Origin of the sequence: Rhizobium sp. UGM030330-04 (genome assembly GCF_003208455.1) — a bacterium.
GTDB lineage: Bacteria > Pseudomonadota > Alphaproteobacteria > Rhizobiales > Rhizobiaceae > Agrobacterium > Agrobacterium rhizogenes_A.
This window is the reverse complement of sequence record NZ_QKML01000012.1, coordinates 1-13,048: the sequence shown is the minus strand read 5'-3', so window position 1 is coordinate 13,048 and position 13,048 is coordinate 1. Positions and strand designations below refer to the sequence as shown.

The window sequence follows — 13,048 nt, the reverse complement described above, 5'->3', positions numbered from 1 at the left end:
TCGCCTTCACGCTTCCGGTGCGACGTAACGCGGGAAGACCGGCTTCGGTGCTTCGAGCGGCGTGCCCGGAACCAGACGACCGGCCTCGCCGAGCGCGGCGAAATCGCGCTTGTCGGCGGGGGCGGCGACGAGATCAAGCAGCTTGTCGCAGGATTCCGGCATGAAGGGTTGCAGGAGGATGCCGATCTGGCGCACCACTTCCGCCGTGACGTAAAGCACGGTGCCCATGCGCTCCGGATCGGTTTTCTTCAGCGCCCATGGCTCCTGCGATGCGAAATAACGGTCGGTTTCCGAAACGACGGCGATGATGGCAGCGAGCGCGCGGTGAAGGAGCTGCTTGCCCATCTCCTCGCGGCAGACCGCCAGCAGGCCGTCGGCGGAAGCGAGCATCGCCCTGTCTTCATCGGTGAATTCGCCGGGCGCAGGAATCTGGCCATCGCAATTCTTGACGATCATCGACAGCGAACGGCTGGCGAGATTGCCGATGCCATTGGCGAGATCGGCATTGATGCGGGTGGCGATGCCTTCTTCGCTGTAACTGCCGTCCTGGCCGAAGGAAACTTCACGCAGGAAGAAATACCGCACCTGATCAAGGCCGAAATGGCTGACCAGATTGACGGGATCAACGACGTTGCCGAGCGACTTCGACATCTTCTCGCCCTTGTTGAGCAAGAAGCCATGCGCATAAACGCGCTTGGGCAGCGGCAGCTTGGCGCTCATCAGGAAGGCAGGCCAGTAGACCGCGTGGAAGCGGATGATGTCCTTGCCGATGATGTGCACGTCGGCAGGCCAATATTTGGCACGCGGGCCGTTCCTGTCTTCGATGTAACCCGTGGCGGTGATGTAGTTGGTCAGGGCATCGACCCAGACATACATAACGTGCTTGGGATCGTTCGGAACCTTGATGCCCCAGTCGAAGGTGGTGCGGGAAATCGACAGGTCCTTCAGGCCGGATTTGACGAAGGAGATGATCTCGTTGCGCCGTTCGGCCGGGCCGATGAATTCGGGGTTTTCCTCGTAGAGCTTCAGCAGCCTGTCCTGGTATTCGGAGAGCTTGAAGAAGTAGCTTTCCTCTTCCACCCATTCCACCGGCGTGCCCTGCGGCCCGTAGCGGACGCCGTCCGCGCGCACTTCCGTCTCGTCTTCGCCGTAATAGGCCTCGTCGCGCACGGAATACCAGCCGGCATAGCTGTCCTTGTAGATGTCGCCGCTATCGGCCATCAGGTTCCAGATATTGCGCGATGTCTCGTGGTGACGCTCTTCCGTGGTGCGGATGAAATCGTCATTCGAGGCGTTGAGCAGCTTGCCCATCTCGCGGAACTGGTCGGAATTGCGCTGCGCCAGCTCTTCCGGCGAAATGCCTTCCGCCCGCGCCGTCTGCTGCATCTTCTGGCCGTGTTCGTCGGTGCCGGTCAGGAAGAACACATCCATTCCATCCAGGCGCTGGAAACGTGCCATGGCGTCCGTCGCAATCAACTCATAGGCATGGCCGATATGCGGCTTGCCGTTGGGATAGGAGATCGCGGTGGTGATGTAGAATGGTGTCTTGTCTGTCATGACGGTCGATCGACTTTACAGGCTGTTTTTTGGATAGACCGCTCTTAAACCATTGTTCGCAGCAGCGAAACAACAACTTCCCCATTTTGGGTATGATTCCTGACCCCGGAACCTAAACCGAACGGATATCCTCCAGAATGGAGAGCACCATCTGCTTCTTGTCGAGATTGTAGGCCTGCGCCACGCTGATGCGGTCCGACAGCGTCGAGGAAAGCCGCGCGTGTTTTTCCGCCGCCGCGATATCGCCGGCCATCGCTGCTGCCCGGGCCCGTTCCATCAGCTCTTCCGTCACGTGCTCCATGAAGAAGCCGAGAACGATGTCGCCGTCCTTCTGTGCCAGAACCTCGGCAAGCTTGTGCATGCGCTTGCGCGCGCCCGGCCCTTCGGCCGTCATGACCTCGGCAAAGGCCTCGACAATGTCGGAGCCGCCGTAATTCATCAGCTTCAACGCCTGCGCCACGCTGCCCTTTGAGGCGGCAAGCAGGGCGTCGCGTTTTTCGCCGGATGGGCTGATGCCGAGATGATCGAGCGATTGCACCATGGCCGCATCGGAAAGCGGCAGGAGCCTGAGTGGCATGCAGCGTGAGCGGATGGTCGGCAGCAATTTTCCCGGCGCATGCGACAGGACGAGGAACATCGCCCGTTTGGGCGGCTCCTCCAGTATTTTCAGGATGGCATTCGCGGCATTGCGGTTGAGATCATCAGCCGGATCGATGATGACGATACGCCAGTTGCCGGTGCCCGATGTCTGGGAAAAGAAGTGCCCTGCCCGCCGCACCTCGTCCACGGTGATGGCGGATTTCACGCGACCGGTCTTTTCATCCACCGGACGGGTGAGATGCAGCAGATTATGAGAGGCACCGGCGGTGATCTGCCGGCTGACGAGCGATTGCGGATCGGGATCGGCAAGGACATCCGGCGCCGAAGACGGATCGGGATGGCTGAGCACATGATTGGCGAAACGGAAGGCGAGTGTTGCCTTGCCGATCCCCTCCGGTCCCTCGATGAGAATGGCGTGATGGCCCTTGCCGGAACGATAGGATTGGGCGAGGAACGCTTCGACTTCCTCATGCCCGAAAAGCTTCGTGTTCTGCTGCGGTGCGATCGCGCCGTCGAGAACGCCCTGAACCTCACTCATGCGCCGCGCCCGCCGCAGTTCCCAGTTGTTCGAGCAAGGGCTCGACAAAGGACATCACATCCTCCGCCACCTTCGCCTCCGGCTGGTCGGCATTGACGATACGGCAGCGACGCGGCTCGGCCAGCGCAATGTCGAGATAGGCTTCCCGCCGCTTCTCGTGGGTCTCGATTTCCTCTTTTTCGAACCGGTCGGGCGCAGCTCCCTCATCCGCGCGTTTTCGGGCGCGGGCAAGCCCTTTTTCGGCGGCGATATCGAAGATCAGCGTTAGTTCCGGCACCACACCGTTGATGGCGATCCGTTGCAGCGTTTCGATGAAATCCGGCTCCAGATTGCCGGTCGTGCCCTGGTAGACGCGGGAAGAATCAAGGAACCGGTCGCAGAGCACGATCTCGCCACGTGCAAGTGCCGGGCGAATGACCTCCTCGACATGGTCGTTGCGCGCCGCCGCAAACAGGATTGCTTCCATGCGCACGCCGAAGGATTCTGCCGCACCCGACAGAATCACATGCCGCACAGCCTCCGCACCCGGCGAGCCGCCAGGCTCGCGCGTCACGACCACGGTGAAGCCCCGACCACGAAGCGCCTCGGCAAGCGTGCGAATCTGCGTGGACTTGCCGGCGCCCTCGCCGCCTTCGAAGCTGATGAACAATCCAGTCTTTTCGGCCAATGTCACGTCCTGCGAGGAATTCCCGGAAATATTGAAATGCCTGTTTACAGCATCGAACCAAAAAGTGTGAAGCGCTTTTCAGAAAATCCGGTGCCTGAACAAAAGCATAGAGGGAAAGTGGGGCAAAGCGCGGATTTTCAGAGCCAGAACAGCAGCAGTTCTTTCAACGCATCCGCCGCATTCTGGGTCAGCGAGCCCTTGCCGACCGAACCCTTGGTATAAAGCGGCACTTCGCGCAGCAAGCGCTCGCCGGAAAAAACCTTGAGCGTTCCCGCATTGGCGCCAGCGTCCAGCGGCGCGTTCAATGGCCAGCGATAGACAATCCGTCCGGAAATTCGTTCCGGATTGTTGACCGGCACCAGCACGCTGACATCTTCCTTCGGCGAGAGATCGACATAGGACGCATCGCCGCCATAGACGCTCACTGACCCCACCACTTCATCCTTGCTAAAAAGATGGCGCTTTTCAAAGGCCGTCAGGCCCCAGTCCACCACACGACGGGCTTCCTCCTGCCGTGTCTTGTCGTCAGTCATGCCCGACAGCGCCAGATAGACCCGCCGCCCCTCGCGCTCGGCCGAAATGACGGCGGCAAAACCGCTGCCTTCGGCAAAACCGAGCCCGAGGCCGTCTATACCGCTGCCCGGCATCAGCAGCGAGTTCTTGTTACGCTGAAAAATCCGGTTCCATTCGAAATCGGGCTTGGTGAAAAGCGCGTAACGGTCGGGATAGGTATCATGCAGATGCTGGGCAAGGCGCACCATGTCCCTGGCGGTGGTCCTGTTGCCCGGATCGGGAAGCCCCGTGGAATTGGTGAAGGTGCTGCGGCTCATGCCAAGCGCACCGGCCCGCTCCGTCATGCGCTTGGCAAAGGCCGCGTCGGATCCCGCCATGCCTTCGGCGATGATGATGCAGCCATCATTGGCATTCTGCACGATGATACCGGTCAGCAGATCATTGACGCTGACGGAGGATTTCAGCGCCGCAAACATGGTCGAGGTTCGCGACGGCGCACCGCCCGTGCGCCAGGCATATTCCGAGACGGGATAGGCGGTCTCCGGCGTCACCTGCCCTTTTGACAAGGCATCCAGCACCACCTCCACGGTCAGGAGCTTGGCGAGCGATGCGGGCGGAAAGGGCTGATCCTCATTTTGGGAAAGAAGCACCGTGCCGGTCTCGGCATCGATCATATAGGCCTGTTCGGCCTTGGCGATGAAGGGCGCCGTCTGCGATTGCGCCGTACCGGCGCTGAAAAACGCAAAGGCGGCCGCCGCGACGACCGACCGATAGGAGCGATGAATGGCTTTGCGCATGAAATCGCCCAGTCCTGCCTGCCGTAACCGGCTACCCGCGATGAAGGCGAGAAGCAGCCGTATTCTTCAATTCGTCAGCGCGACTTCGCCTGCTGACGCTTCACATGGGCGAGTATCGATTGCTCGTTGAGCGCGCCACGATCGACGAGCACGCTGTCAAAGGCGCGTGCCGTTCTGGAGACCGTAGCGGATTCCTCCGAATAGGCCGCCGCATATTTGGAGGACGGGGTCGGCACGCGCAGATAGTTGCCGCCGGGTGCTACCGGCTCACGCAGGAAATTGCCTTCCGGCCGCTCGGCGAGGAAGGGCCCGATTTCCGGCAGGATCGCGAATTGCTCGAAAGCCGGTGCCGGGCCGTTGACCAGCGGCATGGCCTGAAGCGCCGCATTCTTCTTGGAACCGACGAGCGCCGTCTGCGTCGAACCGCTATAATTCGGGTTCGATGCAGGAGCCGGAACGAAATTCGGAGACGCCGAAGCCACCATGACGCCCGTGGCGATCTGCCCTTCCGGCGCCACGCCCGGCGAGCGCGACCCCTTCGGAACATAGGATGCCATCAGATAGGGCATGTCGTGCCCGTCAAGCGGCGCGCGGCCGGCATATTGCACGCGCACATTCGCCGTACCGGTAGCCTTCATGTCGAGCAGATCGGCCGTCTTGCTGGAAACGTCGATCAGGCGCCCTTCATGGAATGGCCCGCGATCGTTGACGCGCACCAGAACGGAAGCGCCATTTTCCATGTTGGTGACACGCGCATAGCTCGGCAGGGGAAATGTCGGATGTGCGGCAGAAAGATGTTCTTTGTCGTAAACTTCGCCATTCGCCGTCAGGCGGCCGTGGAAGGCTGAACCGTACCAGGAGGCAAGACCGGTCTTGTTGTAACCCGGCTCCTCTTTAGGAAAATAACGGCGGCCCTTCACGGTATAGGCATTGCCGATCAGCTCTCGCCCGCCGCCCTTGGGAATGCTCCTGCCATCGGCGACACGCGGGCTGGCTTTGACGCCATATTCCGACTCGGAAAAATATTCCTTGCTGCGCTTGGGTTTGGGCTTGGTTTCAGACGTGGTGGAACACGACGCCGTTGCGGCGCAAAGCACGGAAATTGCAAGCCACTTCGCACCCGATCTGGTGCTGATGCCGAGTTTCTTGACCGTAGAATTCAAATCGTCTGCCCCACGCTGCTATTGGCTCGGAGAACCGCACCCTCACTTGCCTCGATTATTTGCCCCTGCCATCGAAGCACCTAACAGTCGCTTAATCTTGTGCATAACGTGGCGAAAATGCGAACGACTTTTGCAAATTCGATAAAATTGTAACGAACGTGGTTAATGATCGGTATCTTTTCAGGGTGTCCGTCAGGCACATTTCCCCTGCCCGTTCCTTCCTTTCGCAAGGGCATCCCGAGGAACAAACCGGTCGCAACCGCGTTTCCTCCGCGCAGATAAACGAGCTTTCCGCCGGTTTCGGCTGAGGGAGGAAACATGATCAAGTCGATTAAAACCACGGGCAAAACCGCAGGCCTTGCGCTCATTCTCGCAATGGCCTCCCTCGCGGCACCCATTCCCGCAAGCGCACAGGATATGGAATTGAGGATCGGCCCGGACGGCGTCCGCCCTGTCATCCGCGATCGTGATCGCGACAGTGACCGCGACCGCCGTGGCCCGCCACGTATGCGCGGCTGCAGCGAACGCGAAGCCCGCGCCGCCGCCCGTGACGCCGGCCTGCGCGATCCGGAAGTGGTTCGTGTCACACCCGGCCGCGTCGTGGTTGAAGGCTTCACACGCCGCGGACCAAGCCGCATTACCTTCGCCAACGAACGCGGCTGCCCGGAAATCTGATGTAGAGACACGTCTTAAACCGTGGAGCCCGCCAATAAGGCGGGTTCTTCATGTCAGGGGATACGGGGAATATGCCGATGGCGTAACGACAAGCACGCGGCGGGCAATAACCCGACCCGCGACGTTTTGTGCTCGTCTTCATGGATATATGGCAGATGGGGTGTCTGTCACGTTTAGACCCCTACTGCGTTGAAATCGTCTCAGAAATTTTTTGGTAATTTTGAATTGTACCCGGTTTTATACCCGGGAATTAATTTCGGTTTTTACGACGCCTTTTTCAACGCTCCCACCACTTGGCGACTTTCCTGCCATTCCTTGATGTCGGCCACTGTCCAACGAACGCAACGTTCGCCCAGCTGGCGCGGTCGAGGGAAATCGCCCTTATCCATCCAGCGATAAAGCGTTGAAGACCCGACCTTGACCATATCGGTTACTTCTTTGAGCGAGAGGTAGGAATCGAGAGAGATTAAATTGGGCGAGACAGACATTCGCGGGCTCCAAACATACAGACATGACGGCGAGCTGCCTCACCGCGTTGGAACTATCCGCAGGAACAATATGGGAACATATGGGGCGTTATGTCAAGACACGGGAACTAAGCTTGGAGAAAAATCAGCCACACGACGAGTATCACCGTCGCGACGGCCACTACCCTGCCCTGCGGCTTTGCCGCTTCCCGAATATGCCTTACTCTAGGTCTCGTCATGCCGGCGTCTCCCGATCTCCGCGTGACGGAGGCGAAATGCCTTCAGGATAATTTCGACGATGATAACACCGCCGATACCGGTAATGAAACCTCCAACACTGGCGGACTGTTCCTCCGCAATGCTCATCGCGCCGAAGATGAAGTGGAAGAACTTCATGCCGACCGGGCTGAGAAAGTAGGCGGCGGCGGCCCCGACCAAGAACTTTCGAGCGCTGGGGCCCCACCCGGTCCACTCCATCGCAACAGACACGGCCGACCCGGCTATGCCCGCCAGCGCGATCTTACCTTCTGCCGAACCCCACCAGTCCCAAAAAGACATCAGCCTTCTTTCTTCACAGCGCGAATGACCGTGTTGCCGCCCATGTAGAGGCCGGTATAGATCGTGAAAATGCCAAGGAAGGTGGCGAGGTCGAGCCCGACCTCGATCTGGATGCCGGTACCGGTTGCCCACAATAGCGCGTTGAGCAGCGGCCGGACGATAACGAACCATGCGATGCAGACCAGCATGAGCCACATGCCTGCAGGCCGCCACATCCAGCCGAAGGAGCTATCCTTGGCCATCTCGGCCAGCATGAGGCGGTTTGCCTCTTTCTGCTGTTCGACTTCGGCAAGGATCAGGGCTGGCGCGATGGGCTCGACTTGTTTAACGGCTTCGTCCAGCGTCGCATCCGGCAGCGTCGGCAACTCGTCCACCGTAACGCCGGCCTGCTTGGCGATCGCGTCGATGACTGTGCCGCCTATTTCGCCCGCGACACCGCCGACCTGCTGCTCGAGGATGGTTTTGACCGTGGAAGCACCGACGCGCAGCGCCGCACCAATCAGGATAGATGCGAGCGCGCTCATGCTGCCACCTCGTTGTAGGCCTCAACGCGTGCATCGGCGGCGCGCTTCTTGGCGATAAAGATAACCGTTGCGATGGCACCGGCCGCCACGATAGCGACGAGGAGCCAGATTGTTGTGGTGTCCGTCACGGTGGAAGGCTCGACGACGGGCGCGGTTGCTGGCGCCGACGCGGCGGCAGCGCTGGTGGTGGCCGCCTTCTTTGCAGTGTTGGCCTGCTTTGCCGATGCAACGGATTCGGAAAGTGCCTTTTCACGCACCTGCGTTGCCGAGAGGCCCATCGCTTCGAGCGCCATGGCGACGCCCCGCGCCTCGATGTCAGCGACACGCCGCCCCCAGCCCTTTCCGAAGGTCTTCCAAATCGCGAGTGACTGCATGAAGGAAAGGCGAGCACGGCAGATTTTCTTCACCGTCTCGCTGTGGTCGTTACTGCCGGCGGAGGCCAACAGCCATTTGCGGCCACGGGAAACGCCAGAGTTCACCGATGCATCGTACACAGCCAGGTCAACGCCGGGGAAAAGCTTGTCGGCACCGCAGGCGAGCCAGAATTCGCTCCGATAGAACTTGAAGGCCTGCGCCAACGTCACGTTACGCACCGGCGTCCGCTTGACCTTCAGTTTGTCCTGATATTCGTGCCAGCGGGCCTCGGTGATGCCGTACATCGTTTTGCCGCCGGGATCGGCGGGATGGTCGCTCCATCCGCCCTCCCACTTCGCCGTAATGGCTTGGCAAATCTCGAATCGGTCAGTCATGGGTGCGCTCCAAATTCAGGGGCCGCACTCATGCGCTAGCGATGTGTTTCAATATCATGCGCCAGTTGTTGCAACAATCCGCCAAATCCAGTATTTAGAGAGCAGATGCGCATGAGTGCTGTTTGATCCTGAACCGGAGACATCACTCATGACCAAGACTGTGGTTGCCTTTGGCGATCCGAAAGCGCAGAAAAAGTGGTCTGGCGCGCTCTTCATCGACATCACCAAGAAAAGCTATTTCGACAAGAAGTTCATCGGCACTTCTGACGAATATGCGATCCAGCGTCTGACCGACCTCGAGTCGGAAGCGGGCGACACGATCACCTTCGATTTGTCGGTGCAGCTCCGCAACCGCCCGACCTATGGCGACCAGCGCCTCGAGGGCAAGGAAGAAAGCCTCCGCTTCTTCTCTGACCAGATCAAAATCGACCAGATGCGTCACGGCGTTTCCGCCGGCGGTAAAATGAGCCGCAAGCGCACCGCGCACAACATGCGCCAGGTCGGCAAGAACCGCCTTTCCGATTACTGGGCCAAGTTCAACGACCAGATGATCTTCATCTACATGTCCGGCGCACGCGGCATCAATGAAGACTTCATCGAAACGACGGCATGGGCCGGCCACGCCGAGAACCCAATCGAAGCGCCCGACGCGGATCACATCCTCTACGGTGGCGATGCGACGTCGAAAGCGACCATCGACACGGCGGACATCATGTCCCGTTCGGTAATCGAGCGCGCACAGACCAAGGCCCGCATGATGTCGGCCAAGGATCCGAAGAACGCCAACATGATGCCCATCATGATCAACGGCGAAGCGCATTACGTCTGCGTCATGAACCCGTTCCAGGAACACGACCTGCGCAACAAGGATCTGGGCGGCTGGCTGGAAATCCAGAAAGCGGCCGCGACCGCCGAAGGCCGCAACAACCCGATCTTCAAGGGCGGCCTCGGCATGATCAACAACACGGTCCTGCACAGCCACGAATGGGCGATCCGTTTCGCCGACTATGGCGCCGGCTCGGACGTTGCCGCAGGTCGCGCCCTGTTCATGGGACGTCAGGGCGGCGTGATCGCCTTCGGTTCGGCTGGTGGCTTCCGCTACACATGGACCGAAGAGACCAAGGACCACGGCAATGAGCCGGTCGTTGCATCCGGCGTCATCGCCGGCGTCAAGAAGACGCGCTTCAACGGTCGCGACTATGGCGTGATCTCGATCGACACCGCGTCGAAAGACCCCAACGCCTGATGACCTGCCCGGGGTTCGCCCCGGGCTTTTCCAGCTTCGCCACTGCGGCCCGAACTCCAAAGGAACACGCTCATGACGCTCATTCTGAGCAAATATGCCAAAGGGACCGAACCCCTTTCCTACCCGTCCACGGCTGGCGAAGCTGTTGCCATCCGCTTCTCGCACCAGCTCACCGCTGCGCCCGTTGCTGGCGACATCCTCGAGCTGGCCTGCATCCCGTCGAACTGCCGCGTTGCCGATATCATCCTCGACATGGACGATCTCGACAGCAACGGCGCTGCGACGATCATTGCCGACGTCGGCATCATGAGTGGCGATTTCGGCAAGGAGGATAACGCCCGCACCTGCGGCGCAGAATTCTTCTCCGGCTCCAATCTGGCTCAGGCCGGCGGCGTCGCCCGATCAACGCTCAAGACCGCATACCGCACCACAGCGTCCAACGTGGACCGCGGCATCGGCGTGAAATTCACCACGGCTGCGGCCACCTTCCAGGTCGGCACCATCGGCCTGACCGTCACCCTCACCAGCGAGTAAGCCCCTCGAGGCTGGGTATGACAAGGGGCTGCCAAGCCCCTTTTTCTTTCAAGGAGTGGATTATGAAGACTGTCATCGAATGCACGCTGGGCGCGACGGAACAGACGATAGGCGGCATCACCTATAGCTTCGATCGCGACGCCCATGGTCGTTTCGTCAACGAAGTGAACAGCGTCCTGCATCGCTCGATCTTCCTGAACGTCGCCCATTATCGCGAAGTGCCTCTTGATCCTCCCCCGCCTGAGGATGAGCAGGAAATCCCCGTGTTTCTGTCCGGACAGGGCGGCGCCGGTGAAGGTGAAGGCACCGGCAGCGGTGATAATGACGGTGCGGCCGATGATGACGGTTCCAACTCCGATGGAGAAGGCACTGGCGAAGGTGAAGGCGATGCGTCCGAGAATGCAGCCGATTCCTCTGGCTCTGGCCACAACGACAGCGAAACGGACAAGCAGGCCGAGCAGGCACCCGTAGCCATCCCCGCCAAGAAGGCCACCAGCAAGAGCAAGTAAGCCATGCCGAAGGCAAGTGAAGTGATGAAGCGCGTCAGCGTCCTGCTCTTGGACGAAGACAATGTTCGCTGGCCGCTTTCCGAGCTTGCCGACTGCATCAACGATGCGGTCAAGGCCATCGTGCTTGCCAAGCCCTCGGCATCGGCAAAGACCGCTCAGTTCCCGCTCGAGCAGGGGACCTATCAGAAGATACCCGAAACGCTCGACAGCGTTACGCCGCTGCAGCTCCTCGGCGTGAACCGCAACATCATCGACACGGTGAAGAACCTCGGCGGCAGGGCGATCCGCACCGCGGCGCGCGCCATGCTCGATTCGCACGAGCCGAACTGGCACAATCCCGCCTATGTCCCCTTCACCAAGGAAGTGCGCCAGGTCATCTTCGACGAGAACGTGCCGCTGGAATTCTCCTGCTACCCCGGCAACGATGGCAACGGCGTGGTCGAAATTGCGATTTCCTACCTGCCGGCGGAAGTCACGCCTATCCCGAACAAGGACATCGAGAAGCTCGAGGCGTGGGACGTCGAAATCGGCCTTCCCGAACCTTACACCGTGCCGCTAATCGATTATGCGCTGTTCAAAGCCTTCTCTAAGGATGACATCGCCGGCGATCCGACCAAGGCCATGACGCACTATCAGACCTTTGCGACCGCTCTTGGCATCAAGGTGCAGGGCGAGGCCGCCTCCAATCCGAACAGGAGGCGGTGATGCGCGACATCGACGACATGCTGCCCCATGTCCTGCCATATGTCCCGAACTGCGCTGACCTGACCGCATACCGCTGCATCCGCGAGGCTGCGCGCGAGGTTTGCGAGAAGGCCGACATCTGGCGCGAGAAAGACACGATCGAAATCACCGACATTGATGGCGAGTGCCTCAGCACGTTTGGCGACGCCGAGATAAAGAAGATACAGGCCGCCAAGCTCAATGGCGTCCCCCTCACCCCGCAGTCAGCGGCGTGGCTCGATGAAAATCACCCGGGCTGGGACGGCGACAACGAGAACGAAGCGCCGGCGCGTTTCATCACACAGATTACGCCAGGCAAAATCATGGTTGCGCCACGCGCTACCGGGACGCTCTCCGTTCGCCTCGTCCTGAAACCTTCGCTCCGGGCGATGACGCTCCCCGATTTCATGCTCGACAAGTATGCGACGGAGATTGGCTTGGGCGCGGCCGGTAAAGCCCTGATGCTGCCGAACGATGATGGTGGCGCGAACCCGGCGAACGCTACCGCCCTTCTCACCGAATTCAGCCGGTTCCTCGACCGGCTGCCCATGATCGTAGCCAAGGGCCAGCAGGGCGCGCGCCCGAGAACGAAAGCGAGCTTTTACTGATGCCAGCCAGCACCTATGCCGCAAACGCCCTACTGAACCTCTTCCTGCGTGGCGTCGCATTGGCCGCGCCTGCGCGAGTTTATGTTTCACTTCATACCGGGAACCCCGGTAACACTGGCGCGGCCGAAGTGACGACAGCGGCCTGGCCTGCATATGCTCGCAACGACGCGGCTCAGGGAGGAGCTGTTGCGACGGGCTTCTCGGCGGCGGCTTCAAAAGCCACAAAAAACGCGCTGGACCTTCTATATGCCCCTCATGACGGCGCGGCGCCTATCACGTGTTGATTGCCACTGAGAACTGACCCGGCGTTTCCACCGAGAATTGACCCGCCTGTTAGGTATGTTTCGGGTCTGCGGTCGTGGTCAAGTTCCTCGTTTTCTCCTTTGTCGTTTTGGTGTCGTGCGCAGAACTGTTCTTGAAGCGGAAGCTGTCGTTTCCGGTTTCAAGGATGTGGCAATGATGCGTGAGCCGGTCCAGCAGCGCGGTGGTCATCTTAGCATCGCCGAAGACGCTGGCCCATTCGCTGAAGCTGAGGTTTGTCGTGATGATGACGCTGGTTCGCTCGTATAGCTTGCTCAGCAGATGGAACAGCATCGCACCGCCTGACGCACTGAACGGCA

17 protein-coding genes are annotated in these 13,048 nt (G+C 60.1%); 7 read left to right on the top strand and 10 right to left on the bottom strand.

Annotated elements, in window-relative coordinates; all coding sequences use genetic code 11:
- Positions 1–6 precede the first annotated feature (6 nt).
- The 5 genes from metG to N434_RS18050 all read right to left on the bottom strand — a co-directional run bounded on the left by metG (position 7) and on the right by N434_RS18050 (position 5,835).
- Positions 7–1,557: a methionine--tRNA ligase gene (gene metG, locus N434_RS18070; RefSeq protein ID WP_065115593.1), complete on the bottom strand. Its 1,551-nt coding sequence runs from the start codon at positions 1,555–1,557 to the stop codon at positions 7–9.
- Between the two features lie 112 nt (positions 1,558–1,669).
- Positions 1,670–2,695 (bottom strand): DNA polymerase III subunit delta', encoded by a 1,026-nt coding sequence (locus N434_RS18065; protein ID WP_110759725.1) that lies wholly within the window; start codon positions 2,693–2,695, stop codon positions 1,670–1,672.
- The gene (gene tmk, locus N434_RS18060) at positions 2,688–3,362 is read right to left on the bottom strand and encodes a dTMP kinase (protein WP_110759723.1); all 675 of its coding nucleotides are present in this window, start codon (positions 3,360–3,362) and stop codon (positions 2,688–2,690) included. The genes N434_RS18065 and tmk overlap by 8 nt, the downstream gene beginning before the upstream one ends.
- A 137-nt stretch (positions 3,363–3,499) precedes the next feature.
- The gene (locus tag N434_RS18055; RefSeq protein ID WP_110759722.1) at positions 3,500–4,672 is read right to left on the bottom strand and encodes a D-alanyl-D-alanine carboxypeptidase family protein; all 1,173 of its coding nucleotides are present in this window, start codon (positions 4,670–4,672) and stop codon (positions 3,500–3,502) included.
- Between the two features lie 74 nt (positions 4,673–4,746).
- The gene (locus N434_RS18050) at positions 4,747–5,835 is read right to left on the bottom strand and encodes a septal ring lytic transglycosylase RlpA family protein (RefSeq protein WP_110759720.1); all 1,089 of its coding nucleotides are present in this window, start codon (positions 5,833–5,835) and stop codon (positions 4,747–4,749) included.
- A gap of 318 nt (positions 5,836–6,153) precedes the next feature.
- Here N434_RS18050 and N434_RS18045 point away from each other — a divergent pair, with 318 nt between their 5' ends.
- Positions 6,154–6,510 (top strand): hypothetical protein, encoded by a 357-nt coding sequence (locus tag N434_RS18045; protein ID WP_110759718.1) that lies wholly within the window; start codon positions 6,154–6,156, stop codon positions 6,508–6,510.
- A 263-nt stretch (positions 6,511–6,773) separates the two neighbouring features.
- On the opposite strand, the gene N434_RS18040 is transcribed toward N434_RS18045, so the two are convergent.
- The 4 genes from N434_RS18040 to N434_RS18025 form a co-directional block, all read right to left on the bottom strand.
- Positions 6,774–6,998, bottom strand: a complete 225-nt coding sequence (locus N434_RS18040; RefSeq protein ID WP_110759716.1) for a helix-turn-helix transcriptional regulator — start codon at positions 6,996–6,998, stop codon at positions 6,774–6,776.
- Positions 6,999–7,202: 204 nt separating this feature from the next.
- The gene (locus tag N434_RS18035; protein WP_065661025.1) at positions 7,203–7,535 is read right to left on the bottom strand and encodes a hypothetical protein; all 333 of its coding nucleotides are present in this window, start codon (positions 7,533–7,535) and stop codon (positions 7,203–7,205) included.
- A complete protein-coding gene (locus N434_RS18030) occupies positions 7,535–8,059 on the bottom strand; it encodes a 3TM-type holin (RefSeq protein ID WP_110759714.1) in 525 nt (174 codons plus the stop codon). Before N434_RS18030 ends, N434_RS18035 begins: the two co-directional genes overlap by 1 nt.
- On the bottom strand, positions 8,056–8,808 hold the full coding sequence (locus tag N434_RS18025; RefSeq protein WP_110759712.1) for a glycoside hydrolase family 108 protein: 753 nt from the start codon (positions 8,806–8,808) through the stop codon (positions 8,056–8,058). The genes N434_RS18030 and N434_RS18025 overlap by 4 nt, the downstream gene beginning before the upstream one ends.
- 148 nt (positions 8,809–8,956) lie before the next feature.
- On the opposite strand from N434_RS18025, the gene N434_RS18020 reads away from it, so the two are divergent.
- From N434_RS18020 to N434_RS26235, 6 genes are all read left to right on the top strand, one after another.
- Positions 8,957–10,054, top strand: coding sequence for a N4-gp56 family major capsid protein (locus N434_RS18020; RefSeq protein ID WP_110759710.1), 1,098 nt, complete (start codon positions 8,957–8,959; stop codon positions 10,052–10,054).
- 72 nt (positions 10,055–10,126) lie between these two features.
- The gene (locus N434_RS18015) at positions 10,127–10,588 is read left to right on the top strand and encodes a hypothetical protein (RefSeq protein WP_110759708.1); all 462 of its coding nucleotides are present in this window, start codon (positions 10,127–10,129) and stop codon (positions 10,586–10,588) included.
- A gap of 62 nt (positions 10,589–10,650) precedes the next feature.
- Positions 10,651–11,097: a hypothetical protein gene (locus N434_RS18010; RefSeq protein ID WP_110759706.1), complete on the top strand. Its 447-nt coding sequence runs from the start codon at positions 10,651–10,653 to the stop codon at positions 11,095–11,097.
- Positions 11,098–11,100: 3 nt separating this feature from the next.
- Positions 11,101–11,802 (top strand): phage adaptor protein, encoded by a 702-nt coding sequence (locus N434_RS18005; RefSeq protein WP_110759705.1) that lies wholly within the window; start codon positions 11,101–11,103, stop codon positions 11,800–11,802.
- Positions 11,802–12,428 carry a hypothetical protein gene (locus N434_RS18000; RefSeq protein ID WP_110759703.1) on the top strand — a complete coding sequence of 209 codons (627 nt, stop codon included), beginning with the start codon at positions 11,802–11,804 and terminating at the stop codon, positions 12,426–12,428. The genes N434_RS18005 and N434_RS18000 overlap by 1 nt, the downstream gene beginning before the upstream one ends.
- Positions 12,428–12,712, top strand: a complete 285-nt coding sequence (locus N434_RS26235; protein ID WP_110759701.1) for a phage tail fiber protein — start codon at positions 12,428–12,430, stop codon at positions 12,710–12,712. The genes N434_RS18000 and N434_RS26235 overlap by 1 nt, the downstream gene beginning before the upstream one ends.
- 49 nt (positions 12,713–12,761) lie before the next feature.
- On the opposite strand, the gene N434_RS17990 is transcribed toward N434_RS26235, so the two are convergent.
- On the bottom strand, positions 12,762–13,048 hold a 287-nt coding region (locus N434_RS17990; protein ID WP_181424011.1), incomplete at its 5' end, for an ATP-binding protein.